An 18923-nucleotide genomic window follows, 5' to 3' on the forward strand; every position below is an offset into this window, starting at 1 on the left:
ATCCATGAAAATACCACATCTTAAAAAAAAACCAGAAATAAAAACGTGTCATAATATTAGTTGGGAAGATGATTATAGCTGGATACATCAAGATGACATCCTGGAAGTTTTAAAGGATAATAAAAAATTAAGCCCTGAAGTCAGAACGTATCTTGAAGAAGAAAACTCTTATACTGATTTTCACTTATCAGACACAAAGAATATTCAAAAAAAATTATTTGATGAAATCAAAGGAAGAATAAAATTAGATGATGAATCTCTACCCTTTAAAGATTTTGATTATGAATATTGGTCAAAAACAACAACCAAAGGAAACTATTCTATCAAATTAAGAAAAAAAATTGGTGCCAATAATATCGAAGAAATTTGGAATGGTGATGAAGAAAAAGAAAAACTAAATGTAGAATATTTTGGTGTTGGTGATTTAGAGGTTAGTTTTAATGATAAATATTTAGGATATTCCTTAGATACTAAAGGTTCTGAATACTACACAATATATATTAGAGACATAAATACAAAAAAATTAGTTACTGATAAGATAGAAGAGACATCAGGTGGCATAACTTTTAGTTTAGATGATCAATACATTTTTTATTCAAAGCTTGATGAAAACCATAGACCAAGAAAAATTTATAGACATAAATTAGGAACTAAAGTTCAAGAGGATCAATTAATTTTTGAAGAAAAAAGTGAAGCTTTTACAGTTGGGATTGGTTTAAGCTCAGATGATAAATACTTTTTTATCAATTCTTCAGACCATAATACTTCTGAGCAATATTACTTCGATGTTAATGAAAAAGATCCTAAGCCTAAATTAATAAAAAAAAGGCAAAGAGGGATTCTTTATTCCGTTAATTCTTGGAATGGTAAATTTTACAATCATACCAATGAAAAAGCTGAAGATTTTAAAATAGACATTAGTGATAGTTTAGAAAAACCAGTCTGGAAAACTTTTATTGCTTCAAAAGATGAGGTTCTAATTGGAGGGTTAACATTTTTAAAAAATTGGATCATAAGATCTGAAACTTCAGATGCTTTAGATAAATTATTTGTAAAAAATATTACAACTGGAATAGAAGAAGAGCTAATTTTTTCTGATGAAACTGTATATGTTCCTGGCGCATCTTTAATGCAAAGAGATAAAAATACAGACGAGATATACATAAGTTATTCTTCACCTAAAACACAGTCTAGAGTTTACTCTTATAACTTAAGCACGAAAGAAAAAAAATTAGTTAAAGAACAAGAAATCCCCTCTGGTCATAATCCTGATGACTACATTGTTGAAAGGGTTGACTGTAAATCACATGACGGAAGACTGGTTCCTCTTACAATTACAAGACATAAAAATACTAAATTAGATGGAAGTGCTCAATTACTACTTTATGGTTATGGTTCTTATGGAAGTTCTATGAACCCTAGTTTTTCTACTACTAGATTAAGTTTAATTAATAGAGATATCATTTGGGTTACAGCTCATATTAGAGGGGGCATGGAAAGAGGTATGAAATGGTGGAAAGAAGGAAAACTGCTTAATAAAAAAAATACTTTTGAGGATTATATTGCCTCTGCAAAATACTTAATTGAAAATAAATATACCTCAAAAAATAAAATAATAGGTATGGGTGGCTCTGCGGGCGGTCTTCTTATGGGTGCTGTAGTTAATCAAGCCCCTGAATTATTTCTAGGAATTATAATGGCTGTACCCTTTGTCGACTCTTTGACAACTAATTTAGATCACTCTTTACCTTTAACAGTTGGAGAATTTGATGAGTTTGGAAATGCAAAAGATAAAAAAGATCACTTTGACTATATTTATTCTTATGCTCCTTATAACAATATAAAAAAAATGGATTATCCTAATATACTGATCACAACAAGTTTAAGTGATAACAGGGTATTATTTGATGAGCCCGCAAAATTTACTGCCAAACTTAGAGAATATAAAACTGATAATAATTTATTACTTTTAAAAACTGAAATGAACGCAGGTCATGGTGGTAAATCTGGTAGAGATGGAGCTATAGAAGAAATTGCACTTGATTATGCATTTGCATTAAAAATTTCTGAAAAAATTTAGTCTCTTAGTTTTAGAAACAACCGTTTGATACAAAACCAATCACAATCGAATTAGAGTCTACTTCAAATCTTCTTTCACAAAGTATTCCATATTTTTTGGTATTATAAACAAGCTCTAAGTTACCTTTATCATTTTTAAAATCCTCATCTGGCTTGCCTAATTCCATTTGCAGGTTGCCTGATGTTTTTCCAATATATTCACTTAACTTAGCATTTTCTTTTTCAACAATTACATCTGTTTTATCTTTGATTGTTTGACAGCCAGCAATAAAGACTAAAAAAAATAAACTTATAAAAGTAATTTTTATTTTACACATACTTTAATGATAACACCCAAAATATGGCATAAATATAAACTTATAAGTTGAAATATGTTGATAAACTTAGATTTTTAAGAGTATTTTCTTAATTAATCTAATATTAGTCAGGCTTAATCTTAGGAGGATCAATGTTAGAAAAATATTTTGACTATAAAAAACACAAGACTGATTTTAAAACAGAAGTAATAGCGGGTGTAACCACATTTTTGACAATGGCTTATATTATGTTTTTAAATCCATTTATATTATCAGGTGAATTTGCTGGACCAGAAAAAGGTTTCTTTGAATTTGGAGCAGTGTATACCGCTACGATTGTTGCAACTGCACTTGCTTGTTTCATAATGGCATTTTATGGAAAAACATGGCCAATAGGTTTGGCTCCAGGCATGGGAATTAATGCATTCGTTGCATTTGGTGTTTGTGCTGGAATGGGATACACACCTCAAGAAGCTTTAGGAGCTGTACTGGTTGCTGGAGTTTTATTCTTAATAATTTCATTAACACCTATCAGAGCATGGTTGATTAATTCAATTCCAAAAAGTCTAAAATTAGGAATTGGTGCAGGTATAGGATTATTCCTAGCAATAATTGGACTTCAAATCATGGAAGTTGTTGTTGATAATCCAGTAACATTAGTTCAATTAGGTGACTTGAGTGATCCACTTGTTCTATTGGGTTGTGCTGCATTTATTTTAATGGTTGTCCTTGAAAAAATGAAAGTTAAAGGGAATATCATTATTGGTATTTTGTTGTTCAGTATTATTGCATGGGCTACTGGACTTGCTAAATTTAATGGAATTGCAAGCTCACCACCTCCAATGACTTATCTATTTGATTTTGACTTATCAGCAGCATTAACAGCTGGTATGACAACTGTCGTATTTACATTATTGTTTGTTGATTTCTTTGATACTGCAGGAACATTAACTTCAGTAGCAAACGTTGCTGGTAAGGTTGGTAAAGATGGCAAAGTTAAAGATATCGAAAAAGCAATGATGGCTGACAGTGTTGGAACTGTAGCTGGTGCAATGATGGGAACAACAACTGTAACAAGTTATGTTGAATCTGGTGCTGGTGTAAAAGCTGGTGGAAAAACAGGAATGACCTCTTTAGTAATTGGTCTACTATTTTTAGCTTGTATATTCTTTGCTCCTTTAGCAACAAGTTTACCTAAGCAAATTGATGGTGCGGCTTTAGTATTTGTTTCTGTTCTTTTTGTTAGAAACATAACTGATATTGAGTGGGATGATATTGGTGAAGCAGCCCCTGCTATTCTTGCTATGATTGCTATGCCGTTAACATATAGTATTAGTAATGGTATTGCTTTAGCATTTGTATCATACGCATTAATCAGATTATTTACTGGTAAGTTTTCTTCAACTTCACCAGCAATATGGGTTATTGCAATCTTAAGTGTTGTTAGTTTTGCAGTTGCTTAAAATATAATTTTTAGGGCTGGAATTATTCCAGCCCTATTTGTTTTTCTTAATTATTTCTTCCATAGACATCTCTTCATAATGTTCAGTAGGTTGAACAATCCATGGGTCTGAATCTAGTTTTACTGGACAAAAATCTGGTTCAAATGTGGATGATTTTTTTTTCCATAAACATGCAGTTTTGACTTCATTTATATAATCTTTAGTTGGCTCATAATTTTTTAACCACTCAATACTTTTGTTTAAAGTTAATCCAGTGTCAGACAAATCATCTACTAATAAAACTTTATCAAAATCTTTATTCTCAGCTAAAGAGCTAATTTCTCGAGCAAACATTAATTGACCTTGCTTGTCTTCCATTCCTTTCCCTGTGTAACTTTGAATAACTATGTAGGCTATAGGTAATTTTAGAACTCTAGAAAGAATATCTAATATTGGAGCTGCTCCCCTCATAATGCCCACTAATACTGTTGGCTTATAATTGTGGTGAATTTCTATTGCTAACTTTTCTACAATTTTTGTATACTGATCGAAAGTGATGATTAATTTTTCTGCCATAAAATTCATTATCATATAAAAAATTATTTAAAAAGGAGAAATAATGAAAGCTTACTGGATTGCTTTATACAAAAGAATAGATAGCCAAGAAAATATAAAAAATTATGGATCAAAAGTTACTGAAATAATAAAGAGTTATGGAGGAAAGCCCTTAGTAAGAGGTGGAAAATTTAAAACTTTAGAAGGTGAAACATACCCAAGAACTGTAATCTGGGAATTTCCTAATCACGAACAAGCTATGAAATGCCATGATTCTAAGGAATATCAAGATGGTTGGGCTTTAGCAAAAGACACTACTGAACGAAACTTACAAATTATTGAAGGCTTTAGTACTGAATAGGTTCTGGATCAATACTTCTCCATAGATACCAAGTTGCAACTGAGCAGTATGGACTGAATCTTTTGTTTAATAATCTTACATAAGATTCAGGTGGTAAATATTTTTTTTTATAATTTTTTGAAATTCCTCTTAAAAGGCCAATATCTTGTATAGGCCAAATATTTGATCGATTATAAGTAAATAACAAAATCATTTCAGCTGACCATCTTCCAATTTGTCTTAATTGGGATAGATAAATAATTGCATCTTCGTCTGTCATCTTGGGTATTAATCTAGGATTGAATGATTTATCTAATATTTGTTTTGCTAAACTTTTTATCCCTTTAACTTTTTGTTTAGTTAATCCACAACTTTTTATCTGAGCAGCGGATAGTTCAGAAATAGTTTTAGCATTTATTTTATTCTTACATTTTTTTTGAAATTTTGAAAATATAGAATTAGCAGCAACAACACTAATTTGTTGACCAATTATACTTTTACATAATGAAAAAAATATATCCTTTCTAGAAGTTAGCACAGCTTCTGAGGGAGATTTATATTTTTCAATTAACAAAGACATCACTTTGTCCTTATTAGATAAATATTTTTTTGCAATATTCCAATATTTTGGTTTTTTATTCATGTCTAATGGTAGATGGTATTTTTTGTTTATGATAAATTTCTCTTCTAAAAATTATAAGAGATGCAAAAACTACAAGTAATGCACCAATTAGTGTTTTTATAGTTGGTATCTCATTCCAAATGAAATAACCAAAAAATATAGCAAACACCAGAGCTAGATATTTTAATGGTGCCACTAAAGATACTTCAGAAAGTTTATATGATTGAGTTAAAAATAAATTTGCAGAACCTCCTGTTACTCCAATTAAAACTAAAAGGATAAAATCTTGAAAATTTGGCATTTTCCATCCCATTGGAATTGTAGCCAAGCCAGCAATTGAAATAGTAATTGTAAAAAAAATTGAGATAAGCCAAATAGGTTCTGTTGTAGACAGCTTTCTAATTGTAATAGTTACAAAAGCCATCCCAATACAAAATATTAGTGGGAAAAAATAGAGATAATTCATGCCCTTAAAGCCTGGTTCTGCAATTATAATAACACCTACAAATCCTATTAAAACTGCTAACCATCTAAAAATACCCACTTTCTCACTTAGTAAAAAAATTGATAACACAGTAATAAATAATGGTGCTGCATATGATAGGCTAACAACGACTGCTAAAGGAAGCTCTCTTAATGCAACAACTATTGCTATTAAAGCCATTAAACCCATGAGACATCTGAATAAATGTTCTTTTGATCTTTTAGTTGTGTAAAAAGTTCTTAATTTATTTCTTGGTATCAAAAAATATGTAGGCAACAGACCAAAAAAGCCCCTAAAGAATAAAACCTCACCAGTTGGGTAGTCACTTGACCACTTTACAAGCAAATCCATAATAGAAAAGGTGCATACAGATAGAAACATGTACAGAAAACCTAATTGATTTTTAGTTAGCATAGTAATAATTTGTAAATTAAATTAAAGGATAATCAATGGAAATAGCAGTATTAGGATTAGGATGTTTTTGGGGACCAGAAATTAAGTTTAGTAAACTTGAAGGAGTTATTAAAACTGAAGTTGGCTATTGTGGAGGTGACAGCGAAGCAGTCACTTACAAAGAGGTATGCACTGGTAATACAAATCATGCAGAAGTTGTTAAGTTGGATTTTGACCCTAAAATTATCTCTTATGAAAAAATTTTAGAATTCTTCTTTGAAATTCATGACTCAACAACATTAAATTCACAAGGACCAGATTTTGGGACACAATATAGAAGTGAAATATTTTACTTAAGTGACAAGCAAAAAGAAATTGCTGAAAATATTATAAAAAAAGTAAATTTAAAATTATCTGGAAATGTTGTAACAAAATCTTCTTTATTAAAAAATTATTGTCCAGCAGAAGAATACCATCAGAGATATTTGGAAAAAAGATAATATGTCTTTAGTTAATACAAATTGGCTAGAAAAAAATTTAGATAAAGTTAAAATTATTGATTGCTCATGGCACATGCCTCAAACACAACGCAATGGTTTTGATGAATATAAAAATAAACATATTAAAAATGCAATCTTTTTTGATTTAGTTAAAAATTCTAAAAAAGATACTGATCTACCTCATATGTTAATAGATGCTAAGTCATGGGAGGGTATTGTTTCCAATATGGGGATTAAAAATGATGCGCAGATAGTCATCTATGATAATTCAGATGTAATCAGCTCATGTAGATGTTGGTATAATTTTATTTACTTTGGTCACGACCCAAGTTTGGTTCATGTACTGGATGGAGGTTTAAAAAAATGGATTAATGAAAAAAAACCAACATTTAATAATTTAACAAATACTATTAGCTCTAATTATACAGCTAATGAAAAAAAAGGATTAGTAAAAAATAAAAAACAAATTGATGAAAATATTAATTTAAATAAGTTTCAAGTTATTGACGCAAGAAGTAGAGAGAGGTTTGAGGGTAAGGTTCCTGAACCAAGAAAAGGGTTAAGAAGTGGATCTATAAAAAACTCTTTTTGCCTACCTTTTTCTGAGCTTATTAATGAAGATTACACATTTATTTCTAAAGAAAAAATTCTTGATAAATTTAAATTGATTAAAATTAAACCTAATAAAAATGTAGTTTTTACATGTGGTTCTGGAGTTACCGCTTCAGTTTTGGCTCTTGCTTATTCTATAATAGACATTAAATATAAGCCAACAATTTATGATGGCTCATGGAGTGAGTACGGGAATAATTAAACATGAAAAGATCGACAAAAATTACTACGGCAATCATTACTTTTTTTTTAATAATCACAATAGTGATTGTTGGAAGAACAATGATTGGTAATCATTTTAAAAAAAAATTCAGCAAAAGACCTCCACCTGGAGTGATAGTTAAAGAGGTAGTTTACAAAAACTTTTCAGAAAATATTGAAAGCTTCGGTACAGCAGTATCAAAGAGAGCTGAATCTTTTAGAATTAAAAGAGATAATTTAACATCTGAACTAATCCTTAAAGATTATGTAAAAAAAGGTGATCTAATTGTTAAGCTTAAAGATAGAAATATTATAGCACCTTTTAATGGTGTTCTTGGATACAGAGGTATTACTGGTGATATTCTTGGTTCAGATAACTCAATTATTATAACTTTAGATGATAACTCGATTATATATTCTGACCTAAAAATTCCTGAAACTTTTGCAGCATTCATAAAAAAAGATTTGCCCATTAAGGCACAATTCTCAGGTAGCAAAAATAAAATATATAGTGGAAAAGTTTATGCTGTTTCAAGCAGGATTAATGCCGAAACAAGAAGTTTGCTTACAAGGGTTATAATTGAAAATGAAAACTCTGAATTAATTCCAGGCTCTCTTCTAGAGGTTATTATTAATTATAACGAACGAAATTCTCTTGCAATACCTGATACTAGTATGATGGTAGAGGGAAGCAAAACTTACGTCTATAAAGTTTCAAAAGACAATATTACAAATAAAACTGAAATAGAAATTGGAATAAGAGGTGGTGGATTTATTGAGATAATCTCTGGTCTTAATGAGGGAGAGACTATAGTTGCCGAAGGACTAAAAAAAGTTAGACCTCGAGGCAAGATAAAACCTATTAAAAAATAATGTTTATAACTGATGTAAGTATAAGAAGACCAGTTGTTGCGTGGGTAATGTCTCTTATATTAATTGTTTTTGGTATATTTGTTTTTTCACAGTTGCCTGTAAGAGAATTGCCTGAAGGCTTACAACCTCCTGTGGTTCAAATTAAAGTAGACTATAAGTCTGCTTCAGCTCCTATAATTGATCAAGAGGTAACTCAAGTTATCGAAGATGTAATTGGTGGAGTAGAGGGAGTAAAAAATATTAACTCAACATCAGAAAATGGAAGTAGTTCAATTAATGTTGAATTTAATACTGACATTAACCTAGATAATGCAGCCAATGATATAAGAGAAAGAGTAGCAAGAATCGTTGATAGATTGCCAAGTGAAGCTGATGCCCCTCAAATACTTAAACAATCAGCAGGGTTTTCAACCACCATGTGGCTAGCTGTATCTTCTGCAACTTGGAGTGATTTAGAACTTGGAGATTATGTTGAGAGATATTTAGTAGATCAATTTTCGAGTGTTAAGAACGTAGGAACTATTAGAACTGGTGGTTTAAGAGATTTAAGTGTTAGAGTTTGGATAAATCCAATTAAACTTGCAGCTTACAATTTGACCATTCAAGAAGTTGAGATAGCAATAAGAAAAGAAAATGTAAGTCTACCAGCAGGCACTCTTGAAGCTAACAATATTGATTTAATATTAAATTTAGATAAATCATATGATGATATAGAAAAATTAAAAGCATTACCTATAAAAAAAAACCAAAATAGCATTGTAAGACTTGCGGATATTGCCAATATTGAGTTCGGTCCAGTTTCAGAAAAAAATCTTTTCAAGGCACAAAGTAAGGATGCTTTAAATCTAAAAACTGTAGGAATTGGTATTTATGCAAAAAGTGGTGCTTCAACAGTGGAACTTTCTAAAGAAATAAGTAAAAAAATAGATGAAGTTAAGAAAACATTACCAGGCGATCTAAATATAGAAGTAGCTTTTAACAGAGCAACATATGTGGGTACTGCTATTGATGAAGTATACAAAACTTTGATCATTGCTTTTTTACTTGTGGTTATCATTATTTACTTATTCTTGGGAAATATAAAAGCTGTAATCGTTCCAGCAGTTGCATTACCTGTAAGTTTGATAGCATCTTTTTTAGGTCTTTACTTATTTGGTTTATCAATAAATATTTTTGTTTTATTAAGCTTTATTCTGGCAATTGGAATAATCACTGATGATTCAGTCATTATGACAGATGCAATTTATAGAAGAATTGAAAATGGAGAAAGCCCTTTGGTTGCGGCTTATAAAGGGTCAAAACAAATTAGTTTTGCAATCGTTGCTACAACATTAATTCTAGTTGCTGTATTTATTCCCTTAATTTTTATAGATGGAATTGCAGGAACGTTATTTAGAGAAACTGCAATTGCCTTATCTTTTTCAGTTGTGGTGTCCTCTTTTGTTGCGCTTACATTATCACCCATGTTAGCAAGTAAATTTTTAAAGAAAGAACCTAAGCAAAATCTTGTAGTTACTAAATTTGACAAGTTTTTTAAATCATTATCAAAATTTTATGAAGAAACATTGAACTATTGGCTAAATAAGAAAAAAATTATTATTTCATTTATTGTCTTCACCATTGTTATCTCTAGTGTTTTATTTCATTTTACAAAAAAAGAATTGTTGCCTATGGAAGATCGAGGTGTATATCTTGTTCTTGGATTTACAGATGAGGGGAGTTCTTTTGAATATACTGAAAAAAGAGCAGAAGATGTTGAAAAAAGATTAATTACACTTCTTCAGGCTGAGGATAGTCCATATAAGAGATTTATAATGAGAGTGCCCGGCTTTGGCAGCAACCAAAATTCTTTTAACAGCTTTATAATAATTGCATTATTAGATAAATGGGCTGAAAGAGATAAAAGTTCACTAACAATAATGAGAGAGGCAATTGGAAAAATTGTGACTGTACCGGAAACTGTAGCTTTTCCAATATCACCTCAATCTATTAGGGTTTCTAGCTACAATAAACCAGTTCAAATGGTTATATTGGGTAGTACTTACGAAGAGTTAGAAGAAATACAATCCAAAGTTATTAGAAAATTAAGACAGAATAAAAACTTATCCAGAATAGAATCGGACTATTCTAGAGACAAACCAGAAATCAAACTGATAATTAATAAAAACAAAGCTAAAGATTTAAATATATCTACTGACTCAATTGGAAAAACTTTAGAAACTCTTTATGGTGGAAAAACTGTAACGAAATTTAATAGACTTGGTAAAGAATATCCAATTATACTTCAGCAATACTTGGCCGACAGAAGATCTCAAGAAGGGCTTTCTAAAATATTTGTTAGATCAGAAAGCACTGGTAAACTTATTTCTTTAGCAAATTTAGTTGAATTTAGTGAAAAAGGATCTGCAAAAAAATTAGTAAGATACAATAGACAGAGAGCTGTAACAATATCTGCAAATATATCTGAATCTTATACACTTACAGAGGCAATTGCATATTTAGAGGAAACAATGGAAGAAATTGGATCTTCCAATCAAATTGCATGGAAGGGTAAATCAGAAGAGATAAAAGAAACTAGCAACGAGCTGTTTATTATTTTTGGATTAGCATTTCTAACTGCCTACCTAGTAATGGCTGCAACCTTTAATTCATTTATTCATCCATTTATTATTATGTTAACTGTTCCACTGGCTTTGTTTGGAGGTTTGGTCTTTATCCTATTCTTGAACAGTTCTATTAATATTTTTTCACAAATAGCCCTTGTCATTCTAATTGGAATATCGACTAAAAATAGTATTCTAATTGTTGATTATGCTAATCAGTTAAGAACGGCTGGAAAAAATATAGAATTATCTGTTAAGGAAGCTTGTCAATTAAGGTTTAGACCCATAATGATGACATCAATAAGTACAATGATAGCAATGATGCCTTTAGTTATAGGAAATATTGGACCAGGTGCAGGTGAGGCTTCAAGGCTAGCTGTGGGCGCTACTATTCTAGGCGGAATGATTATATCAACATTCTTTACATTATATGTAACTCCAACAATGTATCTAGTGTTAGCAAAAAATACAAAAAGAATAGATGCTGTTGATATTGAGTTAAAGAAACAACTTCATTAAAAAATAATATATTTATTGTTATTTAATCTTTTTTGACAGTCTTGTAATTGTGATTTGTATTTATCAGATTGTTTTTTAACTTTTCGAGCTAAACCTATAACTTTCTGATTATTCTTATAATTTTTATAACCACCCCAGCCTTCGTGATATGCAAGATATTGTCTAAAAGCATCTTTCTTGGAAATCTTTAAAAGAGACTCTGTTTTATCTGTGTACCAGCCAATAAAGTCTACGCTATCTTTAAACCTTGCTCTTGTTGCAAGTTTGTTTCCTGTTTCATTTTTGTACTGTTCCCAAGTTCCCTTTACGGCCTGAGAGTAACCAAAAGAGCTTGATGGACGCCTAAAGGGTATAACTTTAAATAGTTTTTGTCGTTTTGGTTTGGCTAACCAATCAAAGTCTGATTCCATCTTAATTATAGCTAACTGAATATAAATTGGGGTTCCCCATTTTTGCTCTGTTTTTTTTGCATGCTTGTACCAGAGATACCTTTCATTAAAAATTGAACAACTATTTGATGTATTTTGAGGTACTGAGGAGCAGCTAGTAATAAAAATAATTGATAAAATTAAAAAATAATTTCTAAGTTTTGACATACCTGATTACAATCTTATAGATAAGTATTACCAATATTACACCCACAATATTTCCAAATAAATCACCCATCTCAAATACACGATTTGGAGTGATAATGTGAAATAGTTCTAAAAAAATTGATAATAGAAACAAATAAACACTTAAAAAATTAATCTTTTTTGTATTGTGAAAAGAAAATACTCCTAGACTTGCAAGTAGAATAAAAGCGTAAACATGATTTGATGAAATAAAAAAATCTCTAGTAATTTGAGGCTGTATTAGATGATCGTTATATAAAAACCATCCAAGTATGCTACCTGGAAACAAATATAAAGTTATCAATATAATGTTTCCAAAATAAAACCCTATTTTAAAAAAAATTTTTAGTTTTTTCATAATAATCTTATTTATTTTGTTTCTTTTATCAGTTATCAGAATAGATCAAATGGCTCATTTAATTTTAGTAAGACATGGTCAAAGCGAATGGAATCTAGAAAAAAGATTTACAGGCTGGGTAGACGTTGATCTCACTGGGCAAGGGAAATTAGAAGCCTGCAAAGCTGGTGAACACATCAAGGAAGTTAAAATTGATATTAATCATTTTTATTCCTCATTTCAATTAAGAGCTATCAACACACTAAAACTTATCCAGGACACATTAAGAGACAAAAGAGAACCAATTAGAGCCTGGCAATTAAATGAAAGACATTATGGAGCATTAACTGGACTAAATAAAGATGAAATGAAAAAAAAACTTGGTGAAGATAAAATCTATACTTTTAGAAGGTCTTGGGATATTAAGCCAGATCCCTTGAGTAGAAATAATCCATATCACCCATTAAATATTGAAATTTATAAAAACATTCCAAAAAAAAATATTCCTGACACTGAATCGCTTAAAGATACATATGAAAGAGTAATGAAATTTTATATTGATGAAATTCAAGAGAAACTAAAAAATGATCAAAATATTTTAATTTCAGCTCATGGGAATTCTATAAGAGCGCTATGCAAATTTTTATTTAAATTAGATAATCAAAAAATAACATTACTTGAAATACCAACGGGCAACCCACTTTTGATAAGTCTAGATTCAAAACAAAATATTAAAGAATGTTCTTACTTAGATCGAAATAGAGCTAAAGACTTATTGGTTTTTTAATAACTGTTTATAGATATTAAGATCTGTTAAATGTCTAAAGTCTTCTAAACTCTCAAAACCATATAACTCGTTATTATTAATTAATTCATTCCAAATATTTGAAATTGAAAAATTGCTAACCTCATATGGGTTAAATAAACTCTTATTCAAGATTTGGCATCCGGTATAAATTAAATGATTAGGTTCATCTTTTTTTATTATGTTTTTTTTAAGATTGAAGTCACCCTTCAAATTTTTGTCAAAACTCAAGTTTTCATTTGCTAATAAAAGTATACTTTTAACTTTATTTAAAAAATAGAACTTCTCCATATCTTCAATATATTTTTTGTAATTTTGACTCCATACAGTGTCTGGATTAAATGTAATAAAATCTGTTTCATTAGATGAATTTATCAAATTTAAAATTCCACCACCTGTGTTTAAAATATTTGAGCCATCATTAATTATTTTAATTTCTAAATTAAACTTCTTATCTTTAAGAAATTCTTCAATTTTTTCACTAAGATAAAATGTGTTGATTAAAATTTTATTAATTCCTAAACAATGTACCAAATTAATACAATTTTCTAATAAGGTTATTTCATGTATCTTTAGTAGAGGCTTCGGGGTTGTCAGTGTTATTGGGTTTAAGCGCCTACCATAACCAGCACATAAAATTAATGCAGTTTTAATTTTCATTTCTCATTTCTTATTTTTTTTGAAAAATTAAGATCTAGTAAACTTTTGAGCTCAGCAAATTTTTTATTATTAGAAATTCTTAATTCAATTAATTTCCAAGCATAAGGAATTAATTTTAAGTATTGTTTTTTCTTATCTCTCATGGCTAACCTTGTAAATATTCCAATGATTTTCATGTTTCTTAGAATGGATAATATTTCAAAATCACTTAATAAAGTAGCTTCATTAACTCTTTTTTTATTTAATTTTAGATAATAATGATAAATTTTATCTTTAAATATTTTATCTGTTTTAAACCTAACATCATCAATTAAGGAAGCTAAATCATAAGCCCTATTTCCAATTAAAGCATCTTGTGAGTCAATAACTCCTATTTTGTTTTTAAATTTCATTAAATTTGATACATGAAAATCCCTATGAACAAAAATTTTTTCTTTTGAATTAAGATGTGTTAATAAAAATTTAATTTGTTTTTTTATATCAATTTTAAACTCGATTAATTTATTTTTTTTTACAAATTTTTTTGCATACCATTTGTAAAATAAACTTGCCTCATCAAATAATTTAATATTATCGTAAATTGGAATTTTATAAGTTTTTCCTTTAAAGTTTTTAGATCGATTTTGTTTAACTTTTTGAATCTGACCAAGTAAATTAATAGATTTCTTGTAGAGAGTTTCTTGTTGGTTTTTATTTTTTGTTAATAGACTAAAAACTGAATCGTCTCCAAAATCTTCGATTTCTATATAATTTTTTTTATAATTTTCACTATAAAGCCTAGGTGCTAAAACTTTATTTTTAATTAGAAGACTATTTATTGCATCGTATATTAATAGGTTTTTCTCTTTTTTCTTAGAGGCGAAAACTATGATTGATTTTTTGTTTGATGATAACTTTCTATAAAAAGATCTAAATGATGCATCACCTTTAATTTTTTTTAATTCATTATTAGTTTGCAACATTTATCTTTTATTTTTAATTCCCTTAATTGTTAAATACCTTTTGCTTAAATCATCATTATATTCAAAAAATAAATCAATTTTGTTATCAATATTTTTTTTTATTTTCTCAGGCCACTCAACTAATGTCACCATTTCTTCTCTATTTTCAAATAAACCAATATTGTTTGTCTCATTATAGTCAGTTAACCTGTAAAAATCATAATGTTGTATTATAAAATTTCCAACATCATATTCATTTACCAGGTTAAATGTTGGGCTAGTAACTTCTGTTAAATTTATTTTACTTAATTGTTGAAGATTATTAATTAAGTGTCTTATAAATGTTGTTTTTCCCACTCCTATTTCTCCATGAAAATAAACTACATCTCCTTTATTTAGTATTCTTGAAAAATTTTTAGCTAGCTCAGATGTTTTATCTTCTAGGGAGATATCTGTTTTTTCGCTATTAGTAGCGATAAGCATCTGGCTTGAATGGACCTTCTGTTTCAACACTTATATAATCTGCTTGGTCTTTTGATAGTTTTGTAAGTTTTGCACCCACTTTTTTTAAGTGAAGCATAGCTACTTTTTCATCTAACGATTTTGGTAATACGTAAACTTTATTTTCATAATTTTTATGATTATCCCAAAGCTCAATTTGTGCCATTACTTGGTTTGTAAATGATGCACTCATTACAAAACTTGGATGTCCAGTTGCACAACCTAAATTTACCAATCTACCTTTGGCCAAAAGAATGATTCTTTTTCCATCAACTAATTCTATTTCGTCAACTTCTGGTTTTACCTCTGTCCATTTATAATTTTTTAAGGCTTCTACTTGAATCTCATTATCAAAGTGACCTATATTACATAATATTGCTCTATCTTTCATATTTCTCATATGATCTGCAGTAACAATATCTATATTACCTGTAGCTGTAACGACAATATCTGCTTTATTTATTGCTTCATCCATTAAAACTACTTCATAGCCTTCCATTGCTGCTTGGAGTGCACAAATTGGATCTGCTTCTGTAACCATAACTCTTGCACCACTTTGTCTTAAAGACGCAGCACTACCCTTTCCAACATCACCAAAGCCTGCAACAATTGCAACTTTACCAGACATCATAACATCTGTGGCTCTTCTAATTCCATCTACTAAACTTTCCCTACAACCATACAGGTTATCAAATTTTGATTTTGTAACTGAATCGTTAACATTAATTGCTGGTATCATTAATAATCCATCTTTTTCCATTTTATTTAATGCTTTAATTCCAGTAGTTGTTTCTTCAGAAACACCCTTTACTTCCTTTAACAAATCTTTGTAATCGCTATGCATCATTGCAGTTAAATCACCACCATCATCTAATAGCATATTTGCTTTCCAGTCTTTTTTACCTTCAATTGTTTGTCTTATGCACCATACGGCTTCCTCTTCAGTTTCACCTTTCCAAGCAAAAACTGGTATTCCTGCTTTAGCTATTGCTGCGGCGGCATGATCCTGTGTTGAAAAAATATTACAAGAAGACCATCTAACTTCTGCTCCAAGCTCTACTAAAGTTTCGATTAAAACCGCTGTTTGGATTGTCATATGAAGACATCCTAATATTCTTGCTCCTTTTAAAGGTGCTTTTCCTGAATATTCTTCTCTTAATGCCATTAGACCAGGCATTTCACTTTCAGCTATTGAAATCTCTTTTCTTCCAAAGTCTGCTAGCGATATGTCTTTAACTTTAAAATCATCCATTGCCGGTTTTTATACAATAAAAATTTAATTAATCAACTTATGATTAGACTTTAGGGAAGACAATCTCAACATTTGCACCTTTTTGAGGGACATTGTTTGAGGCATTGATAGTAGCGCCATGAAGATCAACAAGATTTTTTACTATATTTAACCCCAAACCAGAGTGTTCACCAAAGGTATCTGGTCTATTACTATAGAATCTATCAAATATTTTTTTTGTATCAGTTTCTTTAAATCCTTTACCTTCATCAATAACTTTTAAAATAGTCTTGTCTTTATCTCCTTTATAAATTTCAACTAAGATTTCTTTATTGTCCTCACTAAAGGAAATTGAATTATCTAATAAATTTGCAATAATTTGTTCAATTCTATTTTCTATTCCATTGATAAAATATTCTTCTTGATCATCTTGATCATTTAATATTATTTTAATCCCTCTTTTTGCTTCATAAATATTATTAAAATCATCTACTACAGACCTTGCAATTAACTTGAGATTAATTTTTTTCATTTTTTCTTTACTTAATGCAACCTCATCTTTTAGTATTTGAGAATAATCAGTAATCAATCTTTCAATTCTTTGAATATCATGATTAAGAATATTAATTAATTTACTTCTTTGAGATTGATCATCAGTTTCATTCAATATTTCTGAAGCACTTTTTAATGATGTTAGAGGGTTTCTTATCTCATGAACAAGGTCAGTTGAAAAATTTTCTGCATGTGAAATTCTTTTTTGAAGTTCACTTGTCATATCATCTAACGAATTTGACAAAGTTCCTAACTCATCATTTCTACTTTTAAGTTCATTAATATTTGTTTTTTTTTTACTCTTTTCTTTTATAATTTTTGTATACGCTACTAAGTTCTTTATAGGCTTAAGAAAATATCTATTTAAAACAAAAGAGAATATAAATATTACTATAATTATAAATATTGCTGTTCTTAGAATAAATGTTTTTCTTTCATCAATAGCAGATTTAACATCATTTGCATTTTCAGTGATTACTAGGTATCCAATATTAACTCCATTCAATCTTATGTTTTTAACTGTTGTTAATAAAAACTGATCATAACCTTCCTGAGTAAAGGTAAAGGGTTTTCCATAATCTTTTGACCACGAATAATTAGTAAGAACATCTTTAAGTGAAACAGTTTTTTCTTTATTTAAATTTTTTGTTTCTACAATTTTTTTACTTTTTTCTTTATCTAAAATTTCTAACTCGACTATATCTAGCCTGCTAGAAAAAGATCTTGGATCTAAATCTAGTGTATCAGTATCACCTACTAAATTAAATTGATTATCAAATAAGATAACTCTGTCTAGATTTTGAAATAAAAATCTTGTTGAAAATAAAAATCTTCTAATATCCTCTTCTTCAAATTTTATATTTAATCTTAAAATATGCTCAATTGTATTGTTAATTATCTGAATATGCTTGGATGTTTTATTTTTTATTAAATTAGGTTTTGCATTGCTAATGTATAGAACTGTTAAACACCCTATAATTAAAAAAATAACTAAATTAATAAATAAAAATTTTTTTAATATAGATAAACTTTTTAGAAAATTGATGAACATTAGCCAACGTTCCATCTGTATCCACTGCCATATCTTGTTTCTATAGCTGTAAAATCAGGGTCAACTTTTTTAAATTTTTTTCTAATTCTTTTAACGTGACTATCAATAGTTCTATCTTCAATATCCGTATCTTCTCGATAAGCAATATCCATAAGCTGAGCTCTTTCTTTTATGATTCCTGGTCTCTTTGCTAATTCTTTAACTATTAAAAATTCTGTAGTGGTAAGTTTATCTGGTAATTGCTGGCTATCCCATTCACATTCAAGTTGTGAGGGGTCAAGTTTTAGCTTCCCATGTGAAATAATATTTTTTGTGTCTTCAAGATTATTATTAGTATCTTTTTTTCTAAGTTGAACCCTTATTCTTTCTATTAAAACTTTAATGGAAAAACCTCCTGACTTTTTTATAAAATCATCTGCACCCAACTTTAAGCCTAACAGTTCGTCTATCTCATCATCTTTTGAAGTTAAAAAAATTACAGGTAAGGAAGTTTTTTTTCTTAACTTTTTTAAAAGTTCTTCGCCATCCATTTTTGGCATCTTTATATCTATAACAGCAAGATCTGGTGGATTTCTAGTTAACCCAATTAAAGCACTTTCTCCATCAATGTACGTTTGAACTTTAAAGCCCTCTTTTTCAAGAGCTATGCTTATACTTGTGAGTATATTTCTATCATCATCAATAAGAGCTATTGTTTGTGTTTGCATAATCT

Annotated in this window: 20 protein-coding genes; 8 read left to right on the forward strand and 12 right to left on the reverse strand. The window is 29.2% G+C overall.

The window, feature by feature from the left end; all coding sequences use genetic code 11:
• Positions 1-4: 4 nt before the first annotated feature.
• Positions 5-2080, forward strand: coding sequence for a S9 family peptidase (locus ABXT39_RS06095; protein ID WP_415294841.1), 2076 nt, complete (start codon positions 5-7; stop codon positions 2078-2080).
• Between the two features lie 10 nt (positions 2081-2090).
• Here ABXT39_RS06095 and ABXT39_RS06100 read toward each other — a convergent pair whose 3' ends face one another.
• Complete coding sequence (locus ABXT39_RS06100; protein ID WP_415294842.1) at positions 2091-2396, reverse strand: hypothetical protein; 306 nt, start codon at positions 2394-2396, stop codon at positions 2091-2093.
• 131 nt (positions 2397-2527) lie between these two features.
• Between ABXT39_RS06100 and ABXT39_RS06105 the strand changes: the two genes are divergently transcribed.
• The gene (locus ABXT39_RS06105; protein WP_415294843.1) at positions 2528-3838 is read left to right on the forward strand and encodes an NCS2 family permease; all 1311 of its coding nucleotides are present in this window, start codon (positions 2528-2530) and stop codon (positions 3836-3838) included.
• Between the two features lie 33 nt (positions 3839-3871).
• On the opposite strand, the gene ABXT39_RS06110 is transcribed toward ABXT39_RS06105, so the two are convergent.
• Positions 3872-4408, reverse strand: a complete 537-nt coding sequence (locus tag ABXT39_RS06110) for a phosphoribosyltransferase (RefSeq protein WP_415294844.1) — start codon at positions 4406-4408, stop codon at positions 3872-3874.
• A 28-nt stretch (positions 4409-4436) separates the two neighbouring features.
• Here ABXT39_RS06110 and ABXT39_RS06115 point away from each other — a divergent pair, with 28 nt between their 5' ends.
• The gene (locus ABXT39_RS06115; protein WP_415294845.1) at positions 4437-4733 is read left to right on the forward strand and encodes a DUF1330 domain-containing protein; all 297 of its coding nucleotides are present in this window, start codon (positions 4437-4439) and stop codon (positions 4731-4733) included.
• Here ABXT39_RS06115 and ABXT39_RS06120 read toward each other — a convergent pair.
• The gene (locus ABXT39_RS06120; protein WP_415294846.1) at positions 4720-5355 is read right to left on the reverse strand and encodes a DNA-3-methyladenine glycosylase family protein; all 636 of its coding nucleotides are present in this window, start codon (positions 5353-5355) and stop codon (positions 4720-4722) included. The two genes, ABXT39_RS06115 and ABXT39_RS06120, sit on opposite strands and share 14 nt — an antisense overlap.
• The gene (locus tag ABXT39_RS06125) at positions 5348-6232 is read right to left on the reverse strand and encodes a DMT family transporter (protein ID WP_415294847.1); all 885 of its coding nucleotides are present in this window, start codon (positions 6230-6232) and stop codon (positions 5348-5350) included. The genes ABXT39_RS06120 and ABXT39_RS06125 overlap by 8 nt, the downstream gene beginning before the upstream one ends.
• A 35-nt stretch (positions 6233-6267) precedes the next feature.
• On the opposite strand from ABXT39_RS06125, the gene msrA reads away from it, so the two are divergent.
• From msrA to ABXT39_RS06145, 4 genes are read left to right on the forward strand one after another with little or no spacing between them, the layout of a single operon-like run.
• Positions 6268-6711: a peptide-methionine (S)-S-oxide reductase MsrA gene (msrA, locus tag ABXT39_RS06130; RefSeq protein ID WP_415294848.1), complete on the forward strand. Its 444-nt coding sequence runs from the start codon at positions 6268-6270 to the stop codon at positions 6709-6711.
• A 1-nt stretch (position 6712) separates the two neighbouring features.
• Positions 6713-7525, forward strand: a complete 813-nt coding sequence (locus ABXT39_RS06135; protein WP_415294849.1) for a sulfurtransferase — start codon at positions 6713-6715, stop codon at positions 7523-7525.
• A 2-nt stretch (positions 7526-7527) separates the two neighbouring features.
• Positions 7528-8397 (forward strand): efflux RND transporter periplasmic adaptor subunit, encoded by an 870-nt coding sequence (locus ABXT39_RS06140; protein WP_415294850.1) that lies wholly within the window; start codon positions 7528-7530, stop codon positions 8395-8397.
• Entirely contained in the window at positions 8397-11519 is a 3123-nt protein-coding gene (locus ABXT39_RS06145) for an efflux RND transporter permease subunit (protein WP_415294851.1), read from the forward strand. The genes ABXT39_RS06140 and ABXT39_RS06145 overlap by 1 nt, the downstream gene beginning before the upstream one ends.
• Here the strand turns inward: ABXT39_RS06145 and ABXT39_RS06150 are convergent.
• Both ABXT39_RS06150 and ABXT39_RS06155 read right to left on the reverse strand, forming a co-directional pair.
• The gene (locus ABXT39_RS06150) at positions 11516-12115 is read right to left on the reverse strand and encodes a lytic transglycosylase (protein ID WP_415294852.1); all 600 of its coding nucleotides are present in this window, start codon (positions 12113-12115) and stop codon (positions 11516-11518) included. The genes ABXT39_RS06145 and ABXT39_RS06150 overlap by 4 nt on opposite strands.
• A complete protein-coding gene (locus ABXT39_RS06155; RefSeq protein ID WP_415294853.1) occupies positions 12102-12491 on the reverse strand; it encodes a hypothetical protein in 390 nt (129 codons plus the stop codon). The genes ABXT39_RS06150 and ABXT39_RS06155 overlap by 14 nt, the downstream gene beginning before the upstream one ends.
• Before the next feature lie 49 nt (positions 12492-12540).
• Here ABXT39_RS06155 and ABXT39_RS06160 point away from each other — a divergent pair, with 49 nt between their 5' ends.
• Positions 12541-13257 carry a 2,3-bisphosphoglycerate-dependent phosphoglycerate mutase gene (locus ABXT39_RS06160; RefSeq protein WP_415294854.1) on the forward strand — a complete coding sequence of 239 codons (717 nt, stop codon included), beginning with the start codon at positions 12541-12543 and terminating at the stop codon, positions 13255-13257.
• Here the strand turns inward: ABXT39_RS06160 and ABXT39_RS06165 are convergent.
• The 6 genes from ABXT39_RS06165 to ABXT39_RS06190 are packed head-to-tail and all read right to left on the reverse strand — an operon-like array spanning position 13243 to position 18918.
• A complete protein-coding gene (locus ABXT39_RS06165; RefSeq protein ID WP_415294855.1) occupies positions 13243-13935 on the reverse strand; it encodes a sugar phosphate nucleotidyltransferase in 693 nt (230 codons plus the stop codon). The two genes, ABXT39_RS06160 and ABXT39_RS06165, sit on opposite strands and share 15 nt — an antisense overlap.
• The gene (locus ABXT39_RS06170; RefSeq protein ID WP_415294856.1) at positions 13932-14897 is read right to left on the reverse strand and encodes an aminoglycoside phosphotransferase family protein; all 966 of its coding nucleotides are present in this window, start codon (positions 14895-14897) and stop codon (positions 13932-13934) included. Before ABXT39_RS06170 ends, ABXT39_RS06165 begins: the two co-directional genes overlap by 4 nt.
• Positions 14898-15359: a tRNA (adenosine(37)-N6)-threonylcarbamoyltransferase complex ATPase subunit type 1 TsaE gene (tsaE, locus tag ABXT39_RS06175; RefSeq protein WP_415294857.1), complete on the reverse strand. Its 462-nt coding sequence runs from the start codon at positions 15357-15359 to the stop codon at positions 14898-14900.
• Positions 15343-16629 carry an adenosylhomocysteinase gene (gene ahcY, locus ABXT39_RS06180; RefSeq protein WP_415278118.1) on the reverse strand — a complete coding sequence of 429 codons (1287 nt, stop codon included), beginning with the start codon at positions 16627-16629 and terminating at the stop codon, positions 15343-15345. The genes tsaE and ahcY overlap by 17 nt, the downstream gene beginning before the upstream one ends.
• Before the next feature lie 43 nt (positions 16630-16672).
• Positions 16673-18211 carry a sensor histidine kinase gene (locus tag ABXT39_RS06185; RefSeq protein WP_415294858.1) on the reverse strand — a complete coding sequence of 513 codons (1539 nt, stop codon included), beginning with the start codon at positions 18209-18211 and terminating at the stop codon, positions 16673-16675.
• Positions 18211-18918, reverse strand: a complete 708-nt coding sequence (locus tag ABXT39_RS06190; RefSeq protein WP_415294859.1) for a response regulator transcription factor — start codon at positions 18916-18918, stop codon at positions 18211-18213. The genes ABXT39_RS06185 and ABXT39_RS06190 overlap by 1 nt, the downstream gene beginning before the upstream one ends.
• Positions 18919-18923 lie beyond the last annotated feature (5 nt).

The sequence above is a fragment of the Candidatus Pelagibacter sp. Uisw_113 genome (assembly GCF_047717815.1).
In the GTDB taxonomy this organism is placed as follows: domain Bacteria; phylum Pseudomonadota; class Alphaproteobacteria; order Pelagibacterales; family Pelagibacteraceae; genus Pelagibacter.

Coding starts and splice junctions, on each gene's coding strand:
- ABXT39_RS06170 (WP_415294856.1), bottom strand. CDS start 14,897: ATGTTGCAAACTAATAATGAATTAAAAAAAATTAAAGGTGATGCATCA.
- ABXT39_RS06155 (WP_415294853.1), bottom strand. CDS start 12,491: ATGAAAAAACTAAAAATTTTTTTTAAAATAGGGTTTTATTTTGGAAAC.
- ABXT39_RS06185 (WP_415294858.1), bottom strand. CDS start 18,211: ATGTTCATCAATTTTCTAAAAAGTTTATCTATATTAAAAAAATTTTTA.
- ABXT39_RS06125 (WP_415294847.1), bottom strand. CDS start 6,232: ATGCTAACTAAAAATCAATTAGGTTTTCTGTACATGTTTCTATCTGTA.
- msrA (WP_415294848.1), top strand. CDS start 6,268: ATGGAAATAGCAGTATTAGGATTAGGATGTTTTTGGGGACCAGAAATT.
- ABXT39_RS06105 (WP_415294843.1), top strand. CDS start 2,528: ATGTTAGAAAAATATTTTGACTATAAAAAACACAAGACTGATTTTAAA.
- ABXT39_RS06150 (WP_415294852.1), bottom strand. CDS start 12,115: ATGTCAAAACTTAGAAATTATTTTTTAATTTTATCAATTATTTTTATT.
- ABXT39_RS06120 (WP_415294846.1), bottom strand. CDS start 5,355: ATGAATAAAAAACCAAAATATTGGAATATTGCAAAAAAATATTTATCT.
- ABXT39_RS06140 (WP_415294850.1), top strand. CDS start 7,528: ATGAAAAGATCGACAAAAATTACTACGGCAATCATTACTTTTTTTTTA.
- ABXT39_RS06110 (WP_415294844.1), bottom strand. CDS start 4,408: ATGATAATGAATTTTATGGCAGAAAAATTAATCATCACTTTCGATCAG.
- ABXT39_RS06160 (WP_415294854.1), top strand. CDS start 12,541: ATGGCTCATTTAATTTTAGTAAGACATGGTCAAAGCGAATGGAATCTA.
- ABXT39_RS06135 (WP_415294849.1), top strand. CDS start 6,713: ATGTCTTTAGTTAATACAAATTGGCTAGAAAAAAATTTAGATAAAGTT.
- tsaE (WP_415294857.1), bottom strand. CDS start 15,359: ATGCTTATCGCTACTAATAGCGAAAAAACAGATATCTCCCTAGAAGAT.
- ABXT39_RS06095 (WP_415294841.1), top strand. CDS start 5: ATGAAAATACCACATCTTAAAAAAAAACCAGAAATAAAAACGTGTCAT.
- ABXT39_RS06165 (WP_415294855.1), bottom strand. CDS start 13,935: ATGAAAATTAAAACTGCATTAATTTTATGTGCTGGTTATGGTAGGCGC.
- ABXT39_RS06100 (WP_415294842.1), bottom strand. CDS start 2,396: ATGTGTAAAATAAAAATTACTTTTATAAGTTTATTTTTTTTAGTCTTT.
- ABXT39_RS06145 (WP_415294851.1), top strand. CDS start 8,397: ATGTTTATAACTGATGTAAGTATAAGAAGACCAGTTGTTGCGTGGGTA.
- ABXT39_RS06115 (WP_415294845.1), top strand. CDS start 4,437: ATGAAAGCTTACTGGATTGCTTTATACAAAAGAATAGATAGCCAAGAA.
- ABXT39_RS06190 (WP_415294859.1), bottom strand. CDS start 18,918: ATGCAAACACAAACAATAGCTCTTATTGATGATGATAGAAATATACTC.
- ahcY (WP_415278118.1), bottom strand. CDS start 16,629: ATGGATGATTTTAAAGTTAAAGACATATCGCTAGCAGACTTTGGAAGA.